The sequence below is a fragment of the Occultella gossypii genome, assembly GCF_019947135.1.
Classification (GTDB): domain Bacteria; phylum Actinomycetota; class Actinomycetes; order Actinomycetales; family Beutenbergiaceae; genus Occultella; species Occultella gossypii.
Genome location: NZ_JAGSHT010000002.1, coordinates 280,304 through 306,070 on the forward strand (window position 1 = coordinate 280,304; position 25,767 = coordinate 306,070).

At 71.7% G+C, this 25,767-nt stretch carries 21 protein-coding genes; 12 read left to right on the forward strand and 9 right to left on the reverse strand.

The window, feature by feature from the left end:
- Positions 1–35: 35 nt before the first annotated feature.
- Together KCQ71_RS02390 and KCQ71_RS02395 are read left to right on the forward strand one after the other, a co-directional pair.
- On the forward strand, positions 36–305 hold the full coding sequence (locus tag KCQ71_RS02390; protein ID WP_223402445.1) for a hypothetical protein: 270 nt from the start codon (positions 36–38) through the stop codon (positions 303–305).
- Positions 271–711, forward strand: coding sequence for a type II toxin-antitoxin system VapC family toxin (locus KCQ71_RS02395; protein ID WP_223402447.1), 441 nt, complete (start codon positions 271–273; stop codon positions 709–711). The genes KCQ71_RS02390 and KCQ71_RS02395 overlap by 35 nt, the downstream gene beginning before the upstream one ends.
- A 75-nt stretch (positions 712–786) precedes the next feature.
- Here the strand turns inward: KCQ71_RS02395 and KCQ71_RS02400 are convergent, their stop codons facing one another.
- Both KCQ71_RS02400 and KCQ71_RS02405 read right to left on the reverse strand, forming a co-directional pair.
- Positions 787–1,578, reverse strand: a complete 792-nt coding sequence (locus tag KCQ71_RS02400) for a PIG-L deacetylase family protein (protein ID WP_223402448.1) — start codon at positions 1,576–1,578, stop codon at positions 787–789.
- 128 nt (positions 1,579–1,706) lie between these two features.
- Positions 1,707–2,540, reverse strand: coding sequence for a helix-turn-helix domain-containing protein (locus KCQ71_RS02405; RefSeq protein ID WP_223402450.1), 834 nt, complete (start codon positions 2,538–2,540; stop codon positions 1,707–1,709).
- An 84-nt stretch (positions 2,541–2,624) separates the two neighbouring features.
- Here KCQ71_RS02405 and melA point away from each other — a divergent pair, with 84 nt between their 5' ends.
- Together melA and KCQ71_RS02415 are read left to right on the forward strand one after the other, a co-directional pair.
- On the forward strand, positions 2,625–4,013 hold the full coding sequence (melA, locus tag KCQ71_RS02410; RefSeq protein WP_223402451.1) for an alpha-galactosidase: 1,389 nt from the start codon (positions 2,625–2,627) through the stop codon (positions 4,011–4,013).
- Positions 4,014–4,125: 112 nt separating this feature from the next.
- A complete protein-coding gene (locus KCQ71_RS02415) occupies positions 4,126–4,614 on the forward strand; it encodes a GNAT family N-acetyltransferase (protein WP_223402453.1) in 489 nt (162 codons plus the stop codon).
- Positions 4,615–4,650: 36 nt separating this feature from the next.
- Here the strand turns inward: KCQ71_RS02415 and KCQ71_RS02420 are convergent, their stop codons facing one another.
- On the reverse strand, positions 4,651–5,679 hold the full coding sequence (locus tag KCQ71_RS02420) for a LacI family DNA-binding transcriptional regulator (protein ID WP_223402454.1): 1,029 nt from the start codon (positions 5,677–5,679) through the stop codon (positions 4,651–4,653).
- 324 nt (positions 5,680–6,003) lie between these two features.
- Here KCQ71_RS02420 and KCQ71_RS02425 point away from each other — a divergent pair, with 324 nt between their 5' ends.
- The 4 genes from KCQ71_RS02425 (at position 6,004) to KCQ71_RS02440 (ending at position 11,163) form a co-directional block, all read left to right on the forward strand.
- Positions 6,004–7,320 carry an ABC transporter substrate-binding protein gene (locus KCQ71_RS02425; protein WP_223402456.1) on the forward strand — a complete coding sequence of 439 codons (1,317 nt, stop codon included), beginning with the start codon at positions 6,004–6,006 and terminating at the stop codon, positions 7,318–7,320.
- Between the two features lie 75 nt (positions 7,321–7,395).
- Complete coding sequence (locus KCQ71_RS02430; protein WP_223402457.1) at positions 7,396–8,349, forward strand: carbohydrate ABC transporter permease; 954 nt, start codon at positions 7,396–7,398, stop codon at positions 8,347–8,349.
- On the forward strand, positions 8,349–9,203 hold the full coding sequence (locus tag KCQ71_RS02435; RefSeq protein ID WP_223402459.1) for a carbohydrate ABC transporter permease: 855 nt from the start codon (positions 8,349–8,351) through the stop codon (positions 9,201–9,203). Before KCQ71_RS02430 ends, KCQ71_RS02435 begins: the two co-directional genes overlap by 1 nt.
- 4 nt (positions 9,204–9,207) lie before the next feature.
- On the forward strand, positions 9,208–11,163 hold the full coding sequence (locus KCQ71_RS02440; RefSeq protein WP_223402461.1) for a glycoside hydrolase family 127 protein: 1,956 nt from the start codon (positions 9,208–9,210) through the stop codon (positions 11,161–11,163).
- Positions 11,164–11,185: 22 nt separating this feature from the next.
- On the opposite strand, the gene KCQ71_RS02445 is transcribed toward KCQ71_RS02440, so the two are convergent.
- Positions 11,186–12,094 carry an HNH endonuclease family protein gene (locus KCQ71_RS02445; protein ID WP_223402463.1) on the reverse strand — a complete coding sequence of 303 codons (909 nt, stop codon included), beginning with the start codon at positions 12,092–12,094 and terminating at the stop codon, positions 11,186–11,188.
- Between the two features lie 191 nt (positions 12,095–12,285).
- Between KCQ71_RS02445 and KCQ71_RS02450 the strand changes: the two genes are divergently transcribed.
- The 4 genes from KCQ71_RS02450 to KCQ71_RS02465 are packed head-to-tail and all read left to right on the forward strand — an operon-like array spanning position 12,286 to position 21,586.
- Positions 12,286–12,606, forward strand: coding sequence for a hypothetical protein (locus KCQ71_RS02450; RefSeq protein ID WP_223402465.1), 321 nt, complete (start codon positions 12,286–12,288; stop codon positions 12,604–12,606).
- Entirely contained in the window at positions 12,603–15,353 is a 2,751-nt protein-coding gene (locus KCQ71_RS02455; RefSeq protein ID WP_223402467.1) for a hypothetical protein, read from the forward strand. Before KCQ71_RS02450 ends, KCQ71_RS02455 begins: the two co-directional genes overlap by 4 nt.
- A gap of 54 nt (positions 15,354–15,407) precedes the next feature.
- The gene (locus tag KCQ71_RS02460) at positions 15,408–18,701 is read left to right on the forward strand and encodes a tubulin-like doman-containing protein (RefSeq protein ID WP_223402469.1); all 3,294 of its coding nucleotides are present in this window, start codon (positions 15,408–15,410) and stop codon (positions 18,699–18,701) included.
- On the forward strand, positions 18,701–21,586 hold the full coding sequence (locus tag KCQ71_RS02465; protein WP_223402471.1) for a hypothetical protein: 2,886 nt from the start codon (positions 18,701–18,703) through the stop codon (positions 21,584–21,586). Before KCQ71_RS02460 ends, KCQ71_RS02465 begins: the two co-directional genes overlap by 1 nt.
- Positions 21,587–21,617: 31 nt before the next feature.
- Here the strand turns inward: KCQ71_RS02465 and KCQ71_RS02470 are convergent, their stop codons facing one another.
- From KCQ71_RS02470 to KCQ71_RS02490, 5 genes are all read right to left on the reverse strand, one after another.
- Complete coding sequence (locus KCQ71_RS02470) at positions 21,618–22,553, reverse strand: hypothetical protein (RefSeq protein WP_223402473.1); 936 nt, start codon at positions 22,551–22,553, stop codon at positions 21,618–21,620.
- A 9-nt stretch (positions 22,554–22,562) separates the two neighbouring features.
- Complete coding sequence (locus KCQ71_RS02475; RefSeq protein WP_223402475.1) at positions 22,563–23,099, reverse strand: hypothetical protein; 537 nt, start codon at positions 23,097–23,099, stop codon at positions 22,563–22,565.
- Positions 23,099–23,476: a hypothetical protein gene (locus KCQ71_RS02480; RefSeq protein ID WP_223402477.1), complete on the reverse strand. Its 378-nt coding sequence runs from the start codon at positions 23,474–23,476 to the stop codon at positions 23,099–23,101. Before KCQ71_RS02480 ends, KCQ71_RS02475 begins: the two co-directional genes overlap by 1 nt.
- A gap of 177 nt (positions 23,477–23,653) precedes the next feature.
- Positions 23,654–24,820: a MalY/PatB family protein gene (locus KCQ71_RS02485; RefSeq protein ID WP_223402479.1), complete on the reverse strand. Its 1,167-nt coding sequence runs from the start codon at positions 24,818–24,820 to the stop codon at positions 23,654–23,656.
- A 1-nt stretch (position 24,821) separates the two neighbouring features.
- Complete coding sequence (locus KCQ71_RS02490; RefSeq protein ID WP_223402481.1) at positions 24,822–25,682, reverse strand: helix-turn-helix transcriptional regulator; 861 nt, start codon at positions 25,680–25,682, stop codon at positions 24,822–24,824.
- Between the last annotated feature and the right edge of the window lie 85 nt (positions 25,683–25,767).

The following is a 25,767-nucleotide window of genomic DNA, read 5'->3' on the forward strand; positions in this document are numbered from 1 at the left end:
CGGGACCTCCGACATGCACATGCTAATGTATGTGCATGTCGCGACTGGAGCGTCGGATGCAGATCCTGCTCGATGAGGACCGGTATGCGCGGCTGGAGCGCGAGGCGACGGCGAGCGGTCGCTCCGTGGCGTCGATCGTCCGAGACGCGATCGACTCGCATTTCGCGTCGGGGGCAGGCATCCGCGCCGAGGCCGGCCGTCGGCTGGTGGCTGAGTTCGACACCAGCGGGACCGGACGGGAGCCGGACTGGGCCGAGTCAAAGGCTGCGCTTGAGGACGACCTGGACGTCCGCGACCGTGCCTGACATCTACCTGGTCGACACCGCCGTGTTCGCGTACGCGCTGGGGCTGCCGCATGAGCGACGAGATGCATGCCGTCGGATCGTCGGGCTCGCCGCTGAGGGCGAGGTGGAGTTGCACGCGAGCGTGGAGATGGTCCAGGGGCTACTACATCACCGGATGCGCCGAACCCAGCGTGAGGCAGCGGTTCGGCAAGCCCGGGCTGCTGGCGATCTGTGTGTTCTGCACCCATTCGACGCCGCCGTCCTTGCACGGGCGCTGGAGCTCGTCTCGAGTACGTCACTTCGCGGTCGCGACGCGGTGCACGCCGCTACGGCCGCTGTGAACGGGATCGCACGTCTGCTGTCGAGCGATCCCGACTTCGATGGTGTTCCCGGCCTGGTGCGAGTGGATCCGGGCGACCTCGGCTGAGTGAGCACGGGACACCGGGTGCCCTCGACGGGTCAGTGACCCACTCATCCAGGAGCGCGGCTCGGGGAGCGTGGTTCAGCCGACGAGTTGCCAGGTGCCCCAGGCCGGAACTGCCGCGCCGCCGGCATCGGCGCCGCGGCGCTGGGGGAGCGGGCTCCGGTCGGCGTCCAGGAACGTCTCGACCGACCACCACTCGCGCAGCGTGTCCTCGCCGATCGCGGCGAGCATGCCTGCCGTCTGGGAGGCGTGCGCGCGCAGCGCGACGAGCTTGCGGTCGGCGTCCGCGCCGGTCAGGTTGAGGGCCAGGGCGACGTCGGCGTCGGGGGTCCGCAACGGCAGCCCGTCGGCGAGGAAGACGTCCAGGCGGTCATGCACATGTGTCCAGCGGCGCACGAACGAATCCGTGGTGGTCGCGAACAGCAGCCGGGCATCCGGCGCCGACGCCGCGCGCGCCGTGCTCGCCCACGCGGACACGGTCTGATGGTCCTCGTGTCCGGTGAGCCCGTCCGGGCCGAACGTCACGATGGTGTCCGGCCGCACCTGCTCGACGATCCCGGCCAACTCATCGATCGCCTGCAGCTGGTGCTGGCGGGCCAGGCTGCCGTCTGGGTGACCCAGATACCTGTGCTCCGTCACCCCGACCGCAGCGAGCGAGGCGGCCAACTCGAGTCCACGGACCCGGCCGAGCCGATCGGGCGGCCAGCGCGTGGCGTCCGTGGTGCCGTGCTCGCCGAGCGTCGCGGTGACCACCACGACCCGCTGGCCGGCATCCCTTGCGGCCGCCATCAGGCCGGCGGACAGGAACGCCTCATCATCCGGGTGTGCCCAGACGCCGAGGATCGTGCCGAGGGAGCGTACGTCGTGCATCGGGGAACCCTTCCGGTCCGTGCGGTGATCCCCCGATCGCCGGTCGTCCTTGAGAGAGATTGGGGACACTACGTTCTACCTGCCCGTGGAGGAGGTGGTCCACCGAATTTTGATACGCGGTGCCGTATCTACGCGGGTGCCCCGGCTCGGACCGCCTGCCGGTAGCCGCCCGGCGCTCGCCCGCAGATGCGGGTGAACTGCTCGTAGAACGCGCTCTGCGAACTGAACCCGGATGCGTGGGCGACGTCCGCCGTCGTCATCGTGGTGCTGATCAGCAACCGCTGCGCCTCGGCGACGCGGCACCGGCTCAGGTACGTGCCGATCGTGGTGCCCACGGACCGGCGGAACAGCGTCATCGCGTACGTCGGGTTCAGGTGCACGGCGCCCGCGACGTCCGCGGGTGCGATCGGTTCGCGGAAGTGTTCGGCGACGAACCGGGCCATGTCGACGGCGGCACGCGCCCGCCCGGGGTGCGCGCCGCCGTCGAGGGCTTCCGGCGCAGCGCGCCCGGCGCGCAGCAGTCGGCGCACCAGGGCCTGCACCTCGAGCAGCGCGATGGTGGCGTCCGCCTCGAGCAGTTCCGCGTGCCAGGAGGCGAAGAGGGCTCCGGCGTCGCCGGAGACCGTGGCGGCCGCCACGATCACCGGACGCGGGCGCAGCAGGGTGGCGAGGTCCTGGGCCGGCAGCGACCAGCCGAGCGCGGTACCCAGCGGCAGGTGCACCCAGCCGCCGACGGTCTCGGTGCCGGCCGGGATCAGGTGGTGCGGCGTCGCGGCCCAGAACAGGGCGATCTGCCCGGCGCTCACACTGACCGGGGCGCCGCCGAAGAGGTAGTCGAGGCGTCCGGACACGACGAGGTTCAGCTCCACGTCGTCATGGCGGTGCGGGCGCGCCATCACCGGAGCCGGCCCGTGGTGCGTCCAGATTCCGGGCGGCATCGTCTCGACGGCGGCGTCCTCCATCCAGGCAGCGTAGCCAAGGATCCCGGAAGGAATGATGTCTCTCGCGGAGGTACTGCCGGATCACTCGGACCTACGGTGATGGTCATGACGACCTCGACGGCGACCCCCAAGATCACCATCATCGGCGCCGGGGGCTTCGTGTTCCCGTTCCGGCTCATCGGTGACCTGCTCAGCTTCCCGGCCCTGCGCGGCGCCCGGCTCTACCTCATGGACATCGACGCCGGCCGGCTCGACCGGGTGGCCGGCGCCGCCCGCGATCTGGTCGCCCACCACGGCTTCGACGTGGACGTGGCACACACGACGGACCGGCGCGAGGCGCTGGAAGACGCCGACTTCGTGATCATCACGTTCCAGGTGGGCGGGGTGGAGGCCTACCGGCACGACGTCGAGATCCCGCGCCGGTACGGGGTGGACCAGACCGTGGGGGACACCGTCGGCCCCGGCGGGGTGTTCCGGTTCCTGCGCTCGGTCCCGGCCTACGCCGCGATCGCGGCCGACGCCCGCGAGCTCTGCCCGGACGCACAGTTCATCAACTACGCGAACCCCATGGCGATGGCGACGGCGTACCTGAACGCCCAGGGTCTGCGCACCGTCGGGCTGTGCCACAGCGTGCAGGGCACCACCCGGATGCTCGCCCGCACCCTCGGCGTCCCGTACGAGGAGGTCTCCTACCGGTGCGCCGGCATCAACCACCAGGCCTGGATCCTGGAGTACCGGCGCGGTGCCGAGGACCTCTACCCGCGTCTGCGCGAGACCATGCTCGCCAAGCACCTACCGGGCCGGGCCGCCGAGGACCTGGCCGTCGATGACGGTGACCACTCCGGCGCCGCCGAGGAGGCGAGCACCTACGAGGGCGGCAACGAGCAGGTGCGCACCACGATCATGGACTCCTTCGGCTACTTCCAGACCGAGTCGAGCCACCATGCCTCGGAGTACCTGCCCTACTTCCGGAAGAATCCGGACCTGGTGCTCTCCTACATCCCGCAGCGCTGGGACTACTACGAGATCTGCGCCGCCCACGACGAACCGGGTGACATCGACGAACAGCTGGCCCGGCTCAAGGAGGACCTGGCGCCGTCGGTGGAGTACGGCGCGTCCATCGTGAACTCGATGGTCACCGGTGTGCCGAGCGTGGTCTACGGGAACGTGCCGAACGCCGGCGCGCTGATCACGAACCTGCCCGCGGACGCGTGCGTGGAGGTGCCGTGCCTCGTCGATGCCAACGGCGTCCAGCCGACGGCGCAGGGCGAGCTGCCGCCCCAGCTCGCCGCCCTGAACCGCACCAACATCAACACCCAGACCCTCGCCGTGAAGGCAGCGCTGACCGGCGAGGTCGAGCACGTGCACCACGCGGTCGCCCTCGACCCGCTGACCAGCGCGCAATGCACACTGACCCAGATCCGGGCGATGACCGACGAACTCCTCGAGGCGCACGCGCCGCTGCTGCAGCCGGAACTTCGGCCGGCGAACTAGCGCAGGGCTCGTAGCATCCTGCGCACCTCAGCGCCAACGGGGCGATTCCGACGCACCTGGCACGTCGGAATCGAACCACAACGAGTGGATGGGGCGGGCTACCGTGGCGGACGTGGAACTACGTGCCTACACCGACGACGATGCCGCCGCGACGCTGGGCGTGTTCCAGCGCGCGATCCGCGTGACGGCCGGCCGCGACTACACCCCCGAGCAGATCGCCGTCTGGGCGCCGGCGGACGTCGACGCCGAACGATGGGCGTCGAGGCGCGCCGCCGCGGGCACGGTCGTGGCGGTCGTGGACGGTGAGGTGGCAGGATTCACCGACCTCGGCGAGGACGGCTACATCGACATGATGTTCGTCGACCCGGCATACGCGCGGCGAGGCATCGCGACCGCGCTGCTCGAGCACGTGGTGAGCGCCGCCGTCGGGCGCGGACTGACGGAGCTGACCGTGCACGCGAGCCTGACCGCGAAACCGTTCTTCGAGCGGCACGGCTTCGTCGTCGACGCGCAACGCTTCCCGGTGCGCGGGGGCGTGCGACTCACGAACTTCGACATGCGGCGGGTCCTCGAAGCGGGCCCGGTGGCCAGACGCCCCTGACGCGTGGGTCCCACCCTGACCCGGGACCGACGCTGATCAGGTCTGCGGTGCCGTGGACCCGCGCGTGATGAGCCGGCAGGGGAGGACCTCGGTGCCCGACGTCGGCTCGCCGTCGATCGCGGCGGCGAGCCGCTGCGCGGCGATGCGGCCGAGGTGCTCCAGGCGAATGTCGATGCTGGTCAGCGGTGGGCGGGCGTTGGCCGCCATCGCCTCCCAGTTGTCGAAGCCGACCACGGCCACGTCTCGAGGCACGTCCCTGCCCAGCTCGTGCAGCGCGTCGAGCACCCCGCGGGCGATCTGGTCCGAGCCCGCGAAGATCGCATCGACGTCCGGCGTCTGCTCGAGCAGCATGCGCGTCGCGCCGCGCCCCCACGCCTCGGACCAGGTGCCGTAGAACGGCTTGCCGCCGGCGAGCTCGAGGCCGGCGTCGGCAAGTGCGCCCAGGACTCCCACCGTGCGATCCCGCGCCGCACCGTAGGTCGGGTCGCCGCCGATGTGGGCTATCCGCCGTCGCCCACAGGCGATCAGGTGTTCCACGGCCATCCGGCCGCCGCCGACGTTGTCGCTGACCAGCGAGAGATCGTCCGCGGACTCGGACGGTGCGTAGGCGTAGACCACCGGCACGGGCAGGTCCGGGCCGAGGGAGGCGCGCGGGTCGGGCCGGGCGCCGACCACGATGAGTCCGTCCACCCGCCGCGAGAGCAGTGCCCGCACGTGGTGTTGCTCCCGGATCGCGTCACCCCGTGCGTCGCAGAGGAACACCGACGTCCGGCCGGAGCCGAACGCGTCCTCCGCGCCCATCAGGATCGGGATGGAGAACCGGCCCTCGAGGTCCGACGTGAGGAGACCGACCGTGCCCGTGCGGCCCGCGAGCAGGCCCCGGGCGAGGGCATTGGGGGAGAACGAGAGCCGTTCGGCGGCGTCGATCACCTTCGCCCGCGTCTCCGCCTTCACCTGACGGCGCCCGTTGAGCGCCTTGGACGCGGTCGCGATCGAGACGCCGGCCAGGCGGGCGACGTCGGAGAGCGTCGCCGTCCGCTGTCCCGCTCCCGTGGGTGTTCGCATCGCCGCGGACTCCCTCTCCCGTCGTCGGGCCACCTGCCCGGTTCATCGAACTGTAACCGCTGAAGGCCTTGACGTGCAGTGCGTGGCGGCTTACGGTCGGAAAACCTTTTCGGCCCGTTTCGGGGAACGCGCCAACTCGACGAGAACCTTGGCAAGACCCCGGAATCATGGGAGTTGCCACGGTTCCGGTGGGACCTGGTGCAGGACCGACGAAGAAGCATCGGAAACACATCTACATGCATTTCGCGGGTGTCGAAGGCCGCACGGCATCCCGTCCCACCATCACCACGGCGGCGCTCAAGGACGAGCTCGAGGAGATGCACCATGAGGACAGTGCGCACCAGAGGGTCACGCACCCTCGCCGTTCTCGCGGCGGGGAGCCTCCTCCTCGCGGGCGTGGCGGCCTGCGGGGACGGCGGAGACGACGGGGACGATCCGGGCGGCGGCGACGGCGCGGCCCTCGAGGGGGTCGATGACGGCACCACCCTGACCCTGTGGACCCGGGCACCGATGGAGTTCCAGGCGAACCTGCTCGTGGACGCCTACAACGAGCAGTTCGAGAACACGGTCGAACTCACGATCACCCCGAACGACGACTACGTCGCCCGGGTCGGCGCGGCCGCGGGTAGCGGCGATCTGCCCGACCTGTTCGCCGCCGACATCGTCTACGTGCCGAACTGGACCGAGGCGGGCCTGTTCATGGATCTCACGGACAGCATCGCCTCGCTGGACTTCGCCGACTCGATCAACACCGGGCACCTCGACGCGGGCACCTACGACGGCGCGCAGTACGTGCTCCCGTTCGTGCTGGACCTGTCGGTCATGTTCTACAACAAGGACCTCTACCGGCAGGCCGGACTCGACCCTGAACAGGGTCCCACCACCCTGGCCGAGTTCCAGGAGCAGGCCCTGGCCATCCAGGCCCTGGACCAGCCCGGCGTCTACGGAACGTACTTCGGCGGCAACTGTGGCGGTTGCGGCGTGTTCACCTGGTTCCCGATGATCTGGGCCTCCGGCGACGAGGTGATGAACGAGGACGGCACCGAGGCACTCCTCGCGAGCGACACCGCACAGAGCGTGTACACGATGTGGAGTGAGCTGTGGGAGGCCGGTGCGGTGGCGCCCGCGTCCCGTGACGAGACCGGCGCGACCTGGGTCGGCCCGTTCCAGGAGGGCACGATCGGCGTGATGCCCTACCCCGCAACGCTGCTGGCGACGGCGGACGAGACCGTCGACGTCGGCGTCGTGCCGATCCCGGGGGTGGACGGCGGGCAGGCCACGTTCATCGGCGGTGACGGCATCGGCATCTCCAAGGACTCCGAGCACGCCGATGCGGCCTGGCACTTCCTGTCCTGGCTGATGTCCGAGGACGCCCAGGTCGGCGTGCTCGCGGCGAACGGGACCACACCCTCACGCACCGACCTCGCGTCGAACGAGTTCACCGCGGACGACCCGCGGCTGGAGATCATCAACGGGGTCGCCGGTGCCGAGTCGAGCCGAACCCCGGTCGCGATCAACTTCCAGCAGGCCTACAACGCCGCAGGCAGCCCGTGGGTGAGCCTGTTCCGGAACGAGGTGTTCGAGGACGCGGGCACGCTCGAACAGGACAACCAGCTCATCACGGACGCGCTGAGCGAGTAGTACCCGCCCCGCCCGTGGGCGGCCGATCCGTGGACCGGCCGCCGCACGGGCGAAACCTGCACGGAAGGAGGTGACATGAGCGACGTGAGCACGTCGACGCCCGCGGCCGCCCGGAGCAGCCGGCCGACACACGCGAGAGAGCACCCCCGCCGTCGGCGGCGGTCCAGGTCGCTGCAGGGCTGGCTGTACGCAACCCCGACGGCGGTGCTGGTCGGCGTCTTCTTCGTGCTGCCGGTGCTGCTGGTGCTGCGCATGTCGGTCTCCGACTGGGGCCTGTTCGCCGGGAACCGTGGCCTGAACGCACCCGAGAACTTCACCCGGGTCCTGGACGACCGCCTGTTGTGGCCGGCCGTGGTGTTCACCGTGAAGTACACCGTGATCACGACCGTGATCCTGCTTGCCGTCGCGCTCGGCCTGGCACTGATCGTGCAGGAGTCCTCACGCTGGAAGAACCTGCTGCGCACCGCGATCCTGGTGCCGAGCGCACTCGGGCTGGCGTCCGCGTCCCTGCTCTTCTACGCCCTCTACTCCCAGCAGAGCGGGCCACTGAACCCGATGCTGCTCGCGCTCGGCGTGATCACCGAGTCCGTCTCCTTCCTCGGCACACCCACTTCGGCGCTGTGGTCGACGGTGTTCCTCATCGTCTGGCGTTTCGCCGGGTTCTACATGCTGCTGCTCATGGTGGGCCTGCAGGGCATCTCCCACGACGTGTACGAGGCGGCCCGGATCGACGGCGCGAACCGGCGCCAGATCTTCGCCCGGATCACGCTGCCGCTGCTGCGTCCCTCCCTGGCGCTGTGCACCATCCTGTGCGTGACGGGATCGCTGCTCGCGTTCGACCAGTTCTTCATCCTCACCAAGGGCGGCCCTGACAACAGCACCCTGACGATCGTCCAGCTCATCTACAACATGGCGTTCGCCGGCGCGAACGACCTCGGCCGGGCCGCGGCGCTGTCGGTGTTCGTCCTCATCGGGCTGGTCGCGCTCAACGCCGTGCAGTTCCGGGTGCTGCGCGGACGGGAGGACTGATGGCGACGGCGACCGCCTCCTCCCGCGGCACGCGGGGCGCCCACCCACTGCTGCGAACCCCCTCGTACGTGCTCACCGGGGGCCTCGCGCTGCTGTTCCTCGCCCCGCTGGTATGGGCCGCCGTCGCCTCCGTGTCACCCCAGGGCGGCACCGCCCAGACGCAGGGCTGGGGCTTCGGGAACTACGTCACGCTGGCGAACTACCAGGCCGGGGTCTGGCGGTACGTCCTCAACTCGACCATCGTCTCCGGCCTGACCGTGCTGTTCACGCTGGGCGTCTCCCTGTTCGGCGGCTACGCGTTCGCGCGGTTCCGGTTCCCGGGCCGGAACCTGCTGTTCATGCTGACGTTGGCGATCCTGATGGTCCCGTACGCGACGCTGCTGATCCCGCTGTACGTGCTCCTGAACGCGATCGGCCTGCAGAACTCCCTGGTAGGGCTCGCCCTGGTGCTCACCCTGTTCCAGCTGCCGTTCGCAACGTTCATGATGCGGATCTCGTTCGAGTCCGTGCCCGCCGAACTCGAGGAGGCCGCGCTCGTGGACGGGTGCGGCACGTTCGGCGCCCTGGTCCGGGTCCTGATGCCGGCCGTCAAGCCCGGGCTGATCACGGTCGCCCTGTTCGCGTTCCTGGCGGCCTGGAACGACTTCATCGCCCCGCTCATCCTGATCAGCAGCTCGGACAAGGTGCCGCTACCCCTGGCGATCGCGAACATGCGCCAGCAGGTCATGGGCATCGTGGACTACGGCGCCACCCAGGCCGGGGTCGTCGTGCTGGCGGTGCCGTGCGTCCTGCTCTTCCTCATCCTGCAACGGCACTACGTCCGTGGCTTCATGTCCGGCGCACTCAAGGGGTGATCGGATGCCCTCCAGCACCGACGGGCTCCGCCCGGCCGATCCCGACGCCGGAACGAGCCTCGGCGTGCCCGTGTCACCGGGTTCCGGGCTGCTCCGTCCGCTCGGCCTGGCCGAGGTGCGGATCGTCGGCGGGTTCTGGGGCGAGCGGCAGCACGTCAACGGCGCCGCGACGATCGCGCACATCGAGTACTGGCTCGAGCGGGAGGGCTGGCTCGGCAACTTCGACGCCGCCGTGCAGGGTCGGCTGCCCGGGGCCCGCCGGGGCCGGGAGTTCTCAGACTCGGAGGTCTACAAGTTGCTCGAGGCGATGGCCTGGGAGATCGGGCGGACCGGCGACGAAGCGATCCAGGGCCGGTACGACGCGATCGTGGCGCGGGTGGCCGCGGCCCAGGAGGTGGACGGGTACCTGCACACCAACTTCGGACGCCCGGGCCAGGCACCCCGATACTCCGACCTGGAATGGGGCCACGAGCTGTACTGCTTCGGCCACCTCATCCAGGCCGCCGTGGCCCGGCTGCGCACCCGCGGCGATCACCTCCTCGTGCAGGTAGCCCGGCGCGCCGCCGATCACGTCTGCCGGGTGTTCGGCGAGGGTGGGATCGAGTCGGTCTGCGGGCATGCCGAGGTGGAACCGGCGCTGGTGGAACTCGCTCGTGCCACGGGCGAGCGGCGCTACCTGGAGCAGGCGCGCCTGTTCGTGGAGCGCCGCGGGCACCACGTGCTCGGTGACATCGAGTTCGGGCGCGCCTACTTCCAGGATGACGTGCCCGTGCGGGAGGCGGAGGTGCTGCGGGGACACGCAGTCCGGGCGATGTACTTCGCGTCCGGAGCCGTGGACGTGGCCGCCGAGACCGGCGACGACGAACTCCGCGACGCCGTCCGCGGGCAGTTCGCCGCCACCCTCGCACGCCGCACGTATCTGACCGGCGGAATGGGGTCACGCCACCAGGACGAGGCATTCGGCGAGGACTTCGTACTCCCGCCGGACCGGGCCTACTCCGAGACCTGCGCCGCGATCGGCTCGGTGATGCTCGCGTGGCGGCTGCTCCTCGCCGACGCCGATCCCGCGTGGGCGGACGTGATCGAGCGGGCATTGTTCAACGTGGTCGCGACCTCGCCGGCGCCGGATGGTCGCTCCTTCTACTACGCGAACACCCTGCATCAGCGGGAGCTCGCGGGCGTGCCGGAGCCGGACGTGGTCAGCGCACGCGCGGCCTCCTCGCTGCGCGCACCGTGGTTCACGGTGTCCTGCTGCCCCACGAACGTGGCCCGCACTTTCGCCGGCCTCGGCGCGTATGTGGCGACCGTGGACGACGCCGGGCTGCAGTTGCACCAGTACGCGCCGGTGCGGATCCGCACCCGGTTGCCGGACGGGCGCGAGGTGGCGGTCGACGTCGAGACGGACTACCCCCGCAGCGGCACCGTGCGCGTCCGGGCCGCCGGCCCCGAGCGGCAGCGGTGGGTCCTGACCTTGCGGGTGCCCGCCTGGGCACAGGGTGCGGACGTGGTCTCCGGTGGCACCCGGCACGCCGCGCGACCCGGGGCGTTCCGTCTCGAGGTGGACCTCGCACCGGGGGAGGAGGTCCTGCTCGAGCTCGGCGTCGGCCCGCGGTTCGTGTGGCCGGACCCGCGCATCGACGCCGTGCGTGGCTGCGTCGCCGTGCAGCGTGGGCCGGAGGTGTTCTGCCTGGAGTCGGCCGACCTGCCCGACGGCGTGGACGTCTCCCAGTTCCGGGTCGACCCGGCCGTAGCTCCGACCGAGCGGGACGGCCGGGTCCGGGTCCGGGGCACGATCGGCACGCAACCTGACGCCGACTGGCCGTACGCCGCCCGGCCCTGGGGCGTGGGGGAACACTCTGCGCCGGTCGAGGTCCCCCTGGTCGCCTACCACGACTGGGCGAACCGAGGTCCGTCCACGATGCGGGTCTGGTTGCCCACCGACGCGCCGACCCAGGCGTGAGACCTGCGCCGGTGCGCGTGGTTCAGGGCGTCGCCGTGCCCGCCGCGGTCGGCAGCGGTTGCGCCGGGCAGGTGGCGAGCACGTCGAGCATCGCGTCCTGCTCGGCGGCGGTGACGGTCAGCTCGTAGGCGAGCTTGACGGCCACCTGGATCGCCACGTACTCGCACCGGAAACCCGCGTTCGGCGGCAGCCACTCGGCGGCGTCGTCGGCGCCCTTGCCCTGGTTCGCCGGGCCGTTGACCGCGAGCAGGTTCAGCGGGTCGTTGCCGAACTGTTCGGACTCGGTCGCGTCCCAGTCCTGCGCGCCGGTGACCCAGGCGTTGGCCAGCGCGACGACGTGGTCGATCTGCACCTGACCCGACGTGTCCGACCCGCGTTGGAACGCCATCACCGTGCCCGTGTAGGGGTCCTGCAGGGTGCCGGTCTCGACAACGCAACCGTTGGTCCCCGGGCGGATCGTCACGTCGACCAGGTCACGGCGCAGCACGTCGTTGCGGACGTCGCAGCCGTTGCGGTCCAGGTCCACGGACCGGTACCCGAACGCGTCCCGGTCGTAGCCGTCGAACGGGTCGTTGGCCGCCACGACGAGCTGCTCGACGGCGGCGAGTGCGGTCCCGGGCAGCGGCGCCGGCGCAGTCGGTGTGGCGGGCACCACCGCGCCGGTGGGCGCGGCGGTCGCCTCGGTCGGGGGTGCTGCTGGTGTGGTGGCCGACGGCGGGGGACCGGCCGGCGTGGTCGTCCCCTCGGGCGCCGGTCGCCAGAGCAGGAAGAGCGCCGCCGCGATGACGAGGAGCACGGCCGCGGCGACGATCACGCGCAGCCGGCCGGGCCGCCGGGACGGGTGCACGATGGCACCGTGGGGATCGTGGCGGACCGGGCGGCGCGGCGGCGGTGGCGGCGGCAGCGCTCCGGTCGAGGCAGGGACAGGCATGGCGCCACCAATGCTGTCACGCAAGCGGCGGGGATCCGGGCGATTGCGCGGGCGAGCCTGTGCGCTGCGTCTCAGTGGAATCTGGGTCCGGTATGTCAGGAGCCGAAGTTACGATGACGGAAGTTCCGGCCGGACCCGCGATTGCGCGTCGGGCGGCCGGCGCAGCAGTGTAGAACCGAACGGGAGGGCACGTGGCGACGACAGGACTCTCGGTGCGGGCGGCGCGCTGGCCCGTCGTGCTCGAGGTCCTCGCCGTGCTCGGTGCGACCGCCGTCGTCGCCCTGAACCTGACCGATGCGACCTGGTGGCTGTGCCTGGTCGGTTACCTGCTCGGCGCCGTGGTGGCGGTCGTGTTCGCCGCGGTGTACCGGAGCATCCGGGCGGCCCGGCGGAGCAAGGTCTTCCGTCCCAGCCCTGGCCTCGATCGCGTCGTCACGATCACGATGGTCGTCGGCGTGCTCGCCGGGATCGCCTGCGCGTACCTGCTCGCGACGGAGGTCGCGAAGTGGTGAGGCGCGGGCGCCGCGCGGGCATCGTGACCGCACTCGCCGTCGCGCTCGGGCTGGCCGCGGGCACGGCCGCGCACGCCGACGCCGCGGGCGACCTCAGCGCCACCGGCTCGGAGAGCTTCTCGGACATCGCCGCCTGTACCGCTCAGGCCGGCACGCTGCTGGTGTCGATCGTCGTGGATGAGTCGCAGAGCCTGCAGTGGACCGACCCCGAGGACCAGCGGGTCGGCGCGGTCCTCACCGCGCTGGACTCGCTCGAACGGCTCGGCGGTGACACGGAGCTGTCCGTCGAGGCGAACCTGGCCGTCTTCGGCAGCGAGTACACCGAACTCGTCGGCTGGGGCAGCCTCGAACCAGGTGGCGCCCACGGCGCACAGCTGCGCATGGCCGCCCAGGACCAGCTACCCGAGCGGGACGGCGCCAACCTCACGGACTATCGCGAGGCACTCTCGGGAGCCCAGTCGTCGCTCGCCGCGCGCAGTGCCGAGGTCGGTGGGACCACCTGCAAGATGATGCTGTGGCTCACCGATGGTCGCCTCGACGTGGACGGCCGCGGTGACCAGCCGGCCACAGACGCGGCCCGGGAACAGATCTGCGCGCCGGGCGGGATCATCGACGGGGTACGGGCCGACGGCGTCGCGGTCATCGCGATGGGCCTGATGACCGCGCAGGGCCAGGGCGCCGTCGAGCAGATCGACCGGGACCGGTTCCAGGCCCTCGCCGAGGGCAGCGCCGGGTCCGAGGTCTGCGGCACCAGCCCGGTGCCGGCGAACGTGACCAACGGCGCGTTCATGACGGCCGACGACGCCAGCCTGCTGAACCGCCTGTTCGCACAGATGGGCGCGCTCCTCGAGGGTGGCACGCCCGCGCAGTCGCAGGAGTGCCCCGGCGCCGACTGCGTCGACGGGCGACTGCCGGTTCCGGTGGACCCCGGCGTGGGCGGCTTCCGGCTCGTGGTCGAGTCCGCCGCGGGGGCACCGGCGCTCCAACTGGCCGCGCCCGACGGCACCGTGGTGTCCCTGGACGCACCCGTCACCGAGGCGCCGGGCGCGACCGTGAGCCTGCTCAAGGGCGGGACGCTGAGCACGGTCGACGTCGCCATCACGGACGCGGAGGCGGGCGTCGGCACCTGGACCCTGGTCACCGACCCGAGCACGGTCACGGTGGTCGACCTGTACTACTTCTGGGGCGTGAGCCTCACCGTCGAGGCCCCGGACGGCATCGTGATCGGCGAGCCCAGCGAGGTGCGGATCAGCGCCCGCGACGCCGCGGGCCAGGCGGTCGCGCCCGACGTCTACGGCTCCGTGGACCTGCAGGTCACCGTCGACGGCGTGGCGACCACGTTCTCGCCGGTCGCCGACGGATGGGCCGGCGAGATCTCGGTGCCCGCCGATGCCGCGGTCTCCTCGCTCGTCGTCGCCGCCCGGGCCACGGCCGAGACCAGCCCGAACGCGATCGCGTTGGGCCCGGTCGCCGTCGAACGCGCACTCGACACGGCGTACCCGCCCTCGTTCCCGACGCTGAGCCCGGCGCGACTGGATCTGGGCCGGCTCGACGGTGCCACCTCCGCCGCGGCGGTGCTGACCCTGACCGGGGCCGACCGGGGGCCGACCCAGGTCTGTTTCGGCGACGGCAGCGTGACCGTGCCCGAGCGGGCCGGAACCGCGTCGCTCGTCGCGGGCGCGGAGTGCATCGATCTGGACGCCGGGGCCACCGTCGACGTGCCGGTCACGCTCACCACCGCCGAGCAGGCCGACGGCCGTGTCGACGGGCTCCTGCCGGTCGAGCTGCACGGCGTGGACCCCGGCGACCCGATCACCCTCGAGGTGCCGGTCACGGCCACGATGGTGCGCCCGGTGGACGCGGCCACCCGGAACTGGCTCGTCGCCGTTCTGGTGCTCGCTGCCCTCCTGTTCGCCTATACCGCGCTGGTCGTGACCAGGCGCATCGCGGGCCGGTTCGACCTGAGCCCGTTCGCGCGCTACGTCGCCGCGCCGGTCACGGTGAGCGCACGCGGGCCGGAGCGTCGGGACGGTGCCACCAGGATCCTCGGGCCGGAGGAGTTCCGGGGCCTCGGTGCCAGCGGCAGGGTGACCACCTTCACGGCCGGGACGGCGCGCCACTGGGTGCACCGCCCGCGGAACCCCTTCGCCGAGGCCCGGGCCCTCGTGGCCGGGACCGGCTCGGAGGTGCCGATCACGCAGCGGCCCACCGGGCACCGCGACCCGACCGTCCGGTTCACCGACTTCCCGGGCTCCACCGGGTTCGTGATCCTCACCGACCGGCCCGGGCCCGGCGCGCCGACGGACACGATCCGCGGCACGCTGGTCATGGTGATCGACCCGGGCAAGACGGCAAGCGTCGCGCAGATCCTGCCCGACCGGCTGGCCGAGCTCGGCCGCGTCACCTGGAGCAAGGAGGTCGAGCGCGCGCACAACGCATGGTCGGCACTGACCCCGGCCGCCCCGGCGGGCGCCGGACCGGTCGGCGGCCCGCCCGGCGCGCCCGGTGGCCCCGGCGGCGCACCCCCGGCCCGCTCCGGATCAGGGTCGGTCGCGGACGGCACCGGCCTCGGCGGGCCACCGCCACCGCGCCGGGGCACGGCGAACCAGCCGTCGGTGCCGCCACCGCCGCGCGGCGAAGGGCCACCCCCGAGCCGAACGGACCATCCGCCGTCGCCCAGCACGGCACCACCACCATCCGGCCGGCCCGACGGTGGGATGCCACCGCCGCCACCGCCGCGCCGGTAACGGGCCGGCAGCTCCGCAGACCACACGCCCACCCACTCTCCCCGAGGAACTCACATGCTTCGTCCCTTTCTGCTCGTCGGCGTCGGCGGCTCCGGTGGCAAGACCCTGCGCGTCATCCGCGAGGACCTGAGCCGGCGGCTGTTGCAGGCCGGCTGGACCGAGGGCATCCCCAGCGCCTGGCAGTTCCTGCACATCGACGTCCCGACCACCGCGGACGGGAACGAGCGGGATCTCCCGGAGCAGCTGCCGGAGCGGTCCTACCAGGGCCTCGTCGGCTCGGGCATCGACTACCGCACCCTGGACGACTCGCTGATCCAGTCCGCGGGCACCCACGCCCGGGACGCGCTCGGGGGCTGGCGGCCGGACCCGGACAAGGTCCACGTGCCCGCCAGCAAGGGTGCCGGGCAGTATCGCGCGCTGGGGCGCACCATCGCGCTGTCCCAGCTCAAGCGCATCGCGACGGCGGTGCGGGAGGCCCGCCGTCAGCTCACCGGGGCGGAGGTCACCAGCGAGCTGCAGCGACTCAGCGAGGCGCTCGGTTCACCGTCCCGCACGGTCGCGGACGACCCGCAGGTCATCGTCATCGCCTCGATCGCCGGTGGCAGCGGTTCCGGCGCCGTCCTGGACGTGTGCGACGTGATCCGCTCGCTCGGGGACAAGTGGGCGAACGAGTCCGTGGGCATCCTGTACTGCCCGGACGTGTTCGACGACCTCGACGAGGGCCTGCGCCGCGGCGTGCGGCCGAACTCGCTCGGAGCGCTGGCTGAGCTGATGAGCGGCTACTGGAGCGTCGAAGGACCGAGCGAGAGCACCAGCGAGCTGTTCCAGGCCGCCGGGATCTCCACCGGCTCGAGCCGGCGGCTCGGGCCACGGTTCCCGTTCCTGGTGGGTGCCCGGAACGAGCACGTCACCTACAAGACGCAGAACGACGTGTACCGGGCGATGGGCCGGTCCATCGCCTCCTGGGTGGCCAGCTCGAGCCTGCAGGACCGGCTCTCCGCCTACACCCAGGCCCAGTGGGCCTCCACGGCCCAGGCCGTCACCGATCACCTGCGGCTGCACCCGGGCGGCACCGAGACGCCGTTCACCGCGCTCGGCTCGGCGCGGGTGGGCCTTGGACGCGACCGGTTCCGGGACTACGCGTCCGAGCACCTGGCGCGCTCCGTCGTCCAGGTCGTGCTCAACCGGCACGAGGTGCTGCGCAGCCGTGAGGACGAGCGTCCCCCGCGGCAGCTGATCCAGGAGCAGGCCACGAACGCGTTCGGCGCGTTCCTCGCCGAGACCGGGCTCGACGAACGCGGTGAGGAGCGCAACGACATCATCGAGGCGCTGCAGCGCGGCGATGACGTCAAGGCCGCCGGCAACCAGCTCACCGCCGAGGTCATGGACGTGCTCCGGGTCGCCGCCGGGGGCAAGGGCTTCGCGACCGACGACGTGCGGATCCGGATCCGGCAGGCGGTGGTGGACCGGCGCGGGCAGTTCGCGACCCAGATGCGCGGCGTGCGCACCCAGCGCTCCCGCGAATGGGTCGACGCCATCCAGGTCCGCGTCGTCGACGTCACGGCGGACGCCGTCGCCAAGCATGGCGGACCGGTGGCAGCGGCGATGCTGAAGCGGCTCGTCGCCGAGCTGGACGAGGTCGGACGCGAACTGCGCAGCGAGGCCGACCACCGGCGCCGGTGGGCCGCGGACCTCGACTCCGAGATCAGCCGGGTCCTCGGCTCGAACCGCAACGTGACCGAGCAGGAGGTCGAGTCGGCGGTGGACCGCGCCGTGCAGACCCTGGAGTGGGAACAGGAGGCCGAGGTCCGCGAGATGGCCGTCGGGCTCGTGGCCGACCTCTCGAAGGGTCTGCTCCAGCCGCTCACCGAGGCGGTGGACCACGGCGTGGAGTCCCTGGGCACGGACGTGGCCAGCGGCCTGGACGGTCGCGGGTCGGTGGTCTCCACCTGGCCCTCCGGGGACGTGATCCCGTCGCGGCTCAAGCCAGGGCCGAACGAGTTCCTCCTCGAGGACGTCGAGACGTTCCCCACGACCCTGCGAGCCCTGATCACCCGGACCGTCGGCCTGGAGTTCGAGCGCGAGGCACGGGGCGTGGCCGAGCGGCAGATCCTCACCGGGCGCAAGGAGGGCGCCCGGCAGAGCCTGCTCCGGCTGACGCAGCGCTGGGTCCCCTCCGACGCCCAGTTCCAGCGGGGCTCGTCCGCGGCCCCGGCCCGGGCGGCCGTGTCCATGGCGGTCTCGACCGAGGACGTCCTGGGCCGGGCGACCGGGTGGATCCGGGAGCCGGGGACCCCGATCGGTGGCTACATGCAGGAAGGGCTGCGGTCCTACCTGTCCGAGGACGGTGTCTCGCCCAAGGAGCACGCGGACCGGCTGGCGCGATTCGAGGGACAGTTCGTCGCCGCCCTGAACGCCGGGTCACCGCTGGTCCGGGTCAACACCGCCGTCCTCACCCGGGTGCACAACCGGGAGATCCAGTACTCGCGGCAGTTCAGTGAGATCCCACTGCCCGAGAAGTCCGCCGCACGGCAACGGCTCATCAACGTCCTCGAGGCGCGCAAGCAGTTCGGGCCCGCCGTGGAGCAGGCGTTCTCGGACACCGAGGCAGCCTTCATCGACATCTTCACGGTGTTGGCCGAGCCCTACGAGCCCGTGGTCTTCGACAGCCTGATGCGCCCGATCGCCAGCGACTGGGGGAGCAAGAAGGCCACGTTCGCCGACCGCGAGGAGTTCTGGCGCTGGCGTCGCGCGCGTCCGCTCGGCGAGGCCGTGCCGATGCACCCGGTCACGCTCGCCGCGATGGTCCGCGGCTACTTCGTCGCGGCCCTGCTGAAGCAGGTGCAGCCGTCCCCGGTGCGGCTGTACGTGCCGGCCGGGTCCGCCGGGGCGGCGGGCTGGCTCGCCTTCGAGGACCCACTGCTGGTCGGGGACGGTCGGGGCGCGGAGGCGCTGCCACAGATCCTCGAGTCGCTCTCGCTGACACTGCTGCGGGTGAACGACGAGGAGTCCCTGGCGCCGATGCGCCCGTACTTCCGGCTCCTCGACCTCGGCGAAGGGGCGACGAACGATCTCCCGGCGGACCTGCGGGACTGGATCCAGGAGGGCCGCCGCGGTCAGGACGCGGAGGTCGACGCGTCGACACCGGAGGATCGCCGGGCCGCGGCCAAGGCGGACGTGGAGCGGATCGCGAAGGGCTTCAGCCGCCACTTCGACGAGCTCGAGGAGGCGAACGAACTGCTCGGCTATCCGGGGTCGTTCGACCTGCGGCACCTGATCCGGTCGGCGCTGCGGGACCTGTACCGGGCGATCGACTCCTTCGTGGACGACGAACGCGAGTTCCTCTGATGGAGAGCGCCTCGGTCATCATCGCCGGCGGCCGGCCCGCGCAGGACGTCCGTTCCCTCGTCGCCGTCTGGACGAAGCAGGGGATCACGGGTGCGTCGCTGTGGGTGGACCCCGCCGATGTGGTCGAGGCGCCACCGGAGCCGGTGCACGTGACGGCGGTGCTCGTCGACCGCGACGGTGAGCACCGGGTCGACCTGTTCGCCCACCTCGGCCGGTTCCGGCTCGACCTGGTGCGGGTGGCCGTCGCACAGTTCGCGGTGACCGAGGATGCGGTCTCGGCCGAGGTCACGGACCTCGGGCAGGAGGTCGGTGCCACGATCGAGCGGGCGCTGCCGCGGGACCCCTCCGGGCGGATCATGACCCGGCTGCACCGCACGGTCGTGGTGATCCCGGCCTCGGGCGTCACCGGGCTGCCCAGTGAGATCCTCGCACCCAGGTGGGAGGCCAACGTGGTGATCTCGCCCGAGGACCGGCCCGATCTGGACCGGATGTCCATCTACGTACGGGCCTCGGAGAACTACGCGGGCCATGCCGCCGCGGCGGTGTCGGTGGCCGCCGGCATCCTGCGCGGAATCCCGGGCGGAGCCTTCGACAAGGTCACCACGGACTCGTCGTCGAACCCGGACGACGTCGTGGTGGCGAGGCTCTCGATCCGCTCGGTCGTGGGTGAGGGCGTCGTGGACGTCCTGGCCCGCAAGGCGCTCGAGCCCGCTACTCTCGGCCCCGACGGGCCCGGACGCGTGGTCACCTGGTCAACGCCGGCGAGCGAACCCGACCTGATCGCGCGACGCGCGGCACAGTCGGTGCTGACTGCGCCCGAGTGGGCGGCGCAGCCGCCACCCGAGGGTGATGCCCCCGAGCGCACCAGGGAGGGGTTCCGAAACGCGGTCGGCCGAGCCGCACGGTTCAACCTGCGCACCGTCGGCGCGGTTGCCGCGTGGACGGCGAACAGCAGCCGGACCAGCCTCGAACGATCCGCCACCGAACACCTGGTCGGCCGCGGATCCGGGGTGCTGGTCACCGTCGGACCCCGGGCCGTCGACAACGCCGAGGCGGTCGCACGTGACGCCATCGATTCCGCTCGACGGACGATGGACGACGAGATCGCCTATGAGGCGACCCGCGGCACGCCGCCGCCCGCCAGCACCTGGGTCACCCTGCGCAACCTCGCCTTCGGCCTGGCGGACGGCGGCCCGATCCCCGGCATGGAGTCCCCGACACAGACCGGCGTGCGCGAGGTCCTTCGGCCCGGTGACGTCGTGCCCGCGCCCGGCGCCGCGTTCCGCACCCGGGATGGCCGCCTGATCGGTGCCCTGGACGTCCACGACCTGCGCGCCCACCGGCTCGACCTGGCCCGGGACCGGCAGGGACGGGAGGCCGAGCTGGTCCGGCTGCAGGAGGTCCGGGCCATGCGCGCCGCCGAGCGGGCCCACGCCCCGGCGGCGCCGCCCTCGCAGCCCGGCCCGCCGCCGTCGCCCGATCAGGCTCCCGGAGCCACGGCCGAGCACGAGGACGCCCAACTGGCCGAGGCACTCGCCGGCGTCGAGAGGGCCGTCCGTGAGGCCCGCGTCGCGGAGGCGGACTTCGCCCGCTGGCACGCTCAGAACGACCGCAGTGTGATGTCGCGCGTCGGCGCGGACGTCGCCAGGCGCCTCGACGAGCTCGAGGTGAGCCGCCAGCGGTTCCTGGACCGACGCGATGACGTCACGGTGCCCGCGACCGAGGCACTCGACCGGGCCAAGCGCAGTCTGCTCCGGCAGTGGCGATGGACCCTCGTCATCGCGGCGCTGGTCATCGCCGGCGCCTGGATCTGGGCCACGCAGGTCGACGAGGCGCCCGACTGGTCCGCCTACGGGTGGGTCACCGTCGGGGTCGTGGTGCTCGCGCTCGTTGTGTTGATCGGCTTCAACCACGCGTTCTACAAGGCCTTCCGGCATTACGAGTGGGAGGTCGCGAACGTGCTGGCCCGGCAGCGACGGGACGCCGCCCTGTTCCTGTGGGAGGGCAAGCAACTCGCCCGTCTGCGCCTGCTCTTCGCCGGTTGGCGCGCCTGGGCCACGGTCATCGGCGAGGTGGTCCACCGCCCGTGGGAACCCACCGAAGCCGTGTACGAGGACCTCACCGATGACGTGATCGAGCGGTTCCCCGCGGCGATGGCGGTGGCGCGCCAGGAGGAGGAGCAGGTCGACATCAGTACCCGCCTGCTCGTCGCGGCCTACCGCGCCGTCTACACCGAGGGGTGGGCGCAGCAGGCATTCGCCGAGTCCTACGAGAGGTTCGCGGAACGGGTCCCCGGCAGCCAGCAGCAGGGCCACCTCGATGTGGACACGGACGTCTCCGGAAGCGACCTGGGTGCCCGCGGGCAACTGATGGAGTTCTGGGGATCGGGGGAGGCCCGTGCCTTCCTCGGCGAGGAGCGGACGAAGCGCCTGCGACAGCTCAGCAATGACGGTGAACTCGATCTCCCGCACCGCAGAGTGGGTCGGGTCGGCAAGTACTCCGACGACGTCTGGCAGGAGGAGCCGGCGTTCTTCCTGCCAACGACGGTCAGCGAGACGACGTTCGCCCACGAGATGTTCACCTCCACGGCCCGGGCGGCCAACCAGCACTACGTGCAGACCGCCCGCCTGTGGCTCCCACAGGTCGCCTACCCCGCGGCCGAACGGACGTCGCTCAAGGACAAGGACGGCCCGACGGTGCGGCTCGAGCCCGCCGACGCGGACACGGCGCTGCGCGTCGACCTCTCGCCCCGACTGCTGCGCCGCGACGTCGCGCTCTTCACGGCGAAGGAGCCGCAGGGGCGGCGGGCAGCCGTGGACCGGTCCGACCGGCCGTCGGGTCTGCACGCCGTCGACAACACGGCGGCGGACCGCGAGTTCCTGTGAGCGCGGCCGGCGCCCTCGAACTGCCGGCGAGCTAGAGCCAGTCCGGGCGGGTCAGTTCCTCGACCAGGCCGCCGAGCGCCACGCGGTCGGACTCGGTGCCGGTGTGCGGACCGCGCAGCCACGCCGAGAAGGCGGCGATCTCGTCCAGGCGCCAGCGCAGGTCGAACATCTCGAGCAGGTCCGGATCGGCGGTCGTCTCGCCGGGGATCCGCCCGGCCGTGCGGGCCAGGTCGGTCAGGTCGCGCTCGCGCGGGGCCACCCGCAGGGACTCCCAGTCCACCCAGCGACGGCCCCGTGCGGTGACGATCTGGTTGTGCGGACCAGGCTCGCCATGGGTGGCGACCCAACCCGCCCGCGTCGCGAGTGCTGTTCGGACTCGCGCGTCGTAGCGCGCGATCCACACCGGGATCCGTGCCAGGTGCGCCCGTACCTGGTCCCGTGCCTCGGCGCTCAGCGGCCCGCCGGACCACGTCTGCTCGCTCGCGGCAGCAAGGCCCTCGAGGTAGGCCCGGTCGGTGAGTGCGTGGTCCCAGACGAGGGTGCCCGACGGCGGCTGCTCGCTGTGGAGCCGGGCCAGCATCGTCATCGTCTGCTCCGCGCCTGGACCGGTCAGCTCACCCGTGTGTCGGTCGCCCTCGAGCCACTCGGTGACGCTGATCGCGTAGCCACCGAGGCGTTGCGTGAGGGGCCCGGCCGTGGCCGGGACCGTCGGCACCACGAACTCCAGGCCCCGGTCGAACAGTTCACGGGCCGCACCGTAGGTAGCGTCGAGCTGGTCCTGCCGTTCCGGCCTCGAGAGCCGGTCTGCGGTGACGAACCAGCACCGGCCGGCCGCCTCGGCGGCCCGCCAGTGCCAGGCGCCGAAGCCCCAGGGCAGGTGTTCCACCGAGTCGGCCGGGAGATCCCAGGCGTCGCGCAGAAGCGTGACGACGTCCGCGTCGCGAAGATCGGCTGGGGCTTCACGCACGGCACGCCATCAGCCGAGCGAGAGGCCGCGGCGGCGCAGCTCGTCGGTGAGGATCCGCACCGCCCTCGGGCCGACGCCGTGCAGTGCCAGGAGTTCGGGCTCGGACCGTTCGGCGACCTGCGCGAGGGTGGTGATGCCGGCGCCGACGAGCGCGCGCGTGGCTGGTGCGCCGATCGAGGCAGGCAGCTGCCCGCCGGCGCCGGGGGTGGCCGCCTCGGCAGCCGCCACCGTGGCGGCGAGCCGCTTCGGCGCCCGGGCGAACCAGGCGCGCCGGACGAGGTGGTTGAGCGCCATGCCGTTGAGGTCTGCCAGGGGGATCCGGAAGCCGATCGGGCGTCCGCCGCGCAGGATCTGCTCGCCGCCGGGCAGGTCCGCCAGGGCCGCGTCGAGGTCCGGCCCGGCGAGGTTCAGCTGGACGGCCAGGTCCTTCGTGACCGAGGCGAACCCGGTGCCCCGGACCGTGAACGCGACCCTCCCGGACAGCGTGGTCTCCTCGACCTCGGGTAGCGCGAGCGCGGTCTTGCGCAGCTGGCCGAGGGTCGTCATCACCCCATCCTGCCGGACGCGGTAGCCAGTGCATCCCGTCGCTTGAGCCGCACGTCGATCGCGAGCAGGGTCACGCCGGCGCCGAGCAGGATGATCGTGGCGGCGACGGCGGTGCTGACGAGGATCCCGGCGAGCGAGAACAGCACGGTCGTGGCCAGCGACAGCAACACCGAGTCATCCCCGAAGAGCCACCGCATCGTGTAGTAGATCCCGAACGCGATCACGCCGATCACGCCGAGAGCCAGGGCACGCTCGTCGGACGAACCCTGGACGATGACGTAGCCGTCGACGACGATCTCCAGGCCGAGGGCGAGGATGAACAGCAGCGCCCAGGCACGTCTGGCGCCGCGGGGCCTGGGGGACCGCACCGGGTTCATGGGTTCGAGCATGGCCGACCGGTGGCGGATGCGTTTGGAGAACGCGCCGCATCGAGGTCGGCCACCCCGGCCGGTCCAGTCCGTGGGCAGGCCGACGGCCCGGAGCTCACGGTGGTGTCCGTCCAGGCCGGCGGGTCTGTGTGGTTCCCCGTGGTCCGCGGTGTCTGAACGGACCCCTCACCGCCCCTTCAGCGCCGCCCCCATCTGCTCCAGCGACTGCACCATGATCGGCCGCGGCGTGGCGAAGTTGTAGCGCACGAAGCCCGTGCCGGCGTCCCCACACCGGTTGCCGTCCACAAGGGCGATGTCGGCGCGCTCGGCGAAGAACTCCCCGGGCTCGGGTCCGAGGTCGAGGTCGCGGCAGTCGATCCAGGCGAGGTAGGTGCCCTCGGTCCGGCTGAGGTGCGCGCCGGGAAGGTGCTCGGCAACGAGGTCTGCGAGCACGTCCCGGTTGCCCTCGAGGTAGTGCAGCACGTCCGACAGCCACTGTCCGCCTGCGGTGTAGGCCGCGGTGTTCGCGATCACGCCGAGGTTGGCGGCGCCGTGTTCGGGCATCATGCCGACCTCGTTCCACTTCGCCAGGTCGGCATCGTTGGACAGGATCAGCTGGGCGCACTTCATGCCCGGCAGGTTCCAGGCCTTGGAGGCCGACGCCGCGGTCACCGTGTGCGACGCCGCCGTGTCACTGATCGAGGCGTAGGGCACGTGGCGGTGGCCCGAGAAGACGAGCGGAGCGTGGATCTCGTCGGAGAACACCCGCCCGCCGTGCCGCTCCACGACCGCGGCGATCGACTCCATCTCGGCGCGCTCGAGCACCCGGCCGACCGGGTTGTGCGGGTTGCACAGGATCAGCAGGTTCCCGCCGGCGCGGTAGGCGGCGTCGAGGCCGTCGAGGTCGTAGACGTAGCGGCCGTCCTCGACCAGCATCGGTACCTGGATGACCTCGCGCCCCATCGCGGGCGGAACGGTCAGGAACGGCATGTACGCGGGAGTCGGCAGGATCACCGGGGTGCCCGGCGCGGAGAAGTGCTCGATGGTGGCCTGGAGCCCGGCGATCACGTCCGGCAGCGGGCGCACGTTCGCCACCGGCACGTCCCAGCCGTAGGCGGTCCGGGACCAGTCGGCGTACGCCTGCGACATCTGGGTGCCCAGATCCGCGGGCAGGTAGCCGAACACACCGAGGTCGACGGCGGCGTGCAGGGCCTGGGTGATCGCCGGCGCCGTGCCGAAGTCCATCTCGGCGACGAACGCTCCGATCTTGTCCGGGAACATCGACCATTTCACCCCACCGATCGCGCGCAGGCGCTCGATCCGGACGTCGTCGAACTCCATCGTCTGTGTCATCTCAACCCTTTCGTTTGGTGGTGCCTTGTTTGGACGGCTGGCCGTCCTTGTCTTCGTCCTCGATCTCGTTCAGGTAGTTGTAGATGGTGAAGCGCGTGACCATGAGGGTGGCCGCGATCATCTCGACCGCGTCGCGGAGCAGGAACATGCCGCGTGCCTTCAGTGAGCGCACCACGGCGATCTTGTGCTCCTTCTTCATGAGCTCGACCGGAATGCCCTGCTCGGTCACCGCCTGATGCACGAGGTGGGACGCCAGTTCGTCGACGTCCTTGGCGAACACCTCCGAGGGCGTGTCCAGCGGCTCGGGGAGCTGGGGGACCTGGGGAACGTGCTGAACCGCCTCCGCCGCCGGCAGGACGTCGCCGATCATGGCTGCCGCGATGCGCTCCACGGAGCGCCACATGGACAGGTCCGAGTTGATGCACAGCGCGGCCACCGGCACGTTCGCGGCATCACGGATGATCATCGTGGTCGAGCGCAGCTGGCGCCCGTCCGGCAGCTTCGACGCATAGCCCATCATGTGGTCGAGCTCACCGGTGGTGGCCCGTTCGAGGAGCAGGTCCGTCGCGGGGTCGCCGACCTGCCGACCCGTCACGTCACCGTGGACCGCCACGATGGAGTTCGGCAGCTTCGCGAGGTCGTGCAGCACCACCTCACAGGAGATCGGCAGCGCCCGCCCGAGCGGCTCCACGAGCCCTGCGAACAGTGAGATCAGCGTGTCACCGTCGCACGGCGGCAAGCTCCCTGCCCCGTCGGGCTCCCGGGTCACCCCGGCAGTCGCGGGCAGCTTGGTGACCTTCGCCGCCCGGGTGCCGCGGGCGGCGGGCTTGCGTGCCGCCGGTCGAGGCTTCTTCTCCGTCATCGTCATATCCCCTTGCTGATCAGCCGTTGTGGTCACCCCAGTGTCGGCGTTGATCGCGCTAACCGTGTACCCCGACGATCCTAAT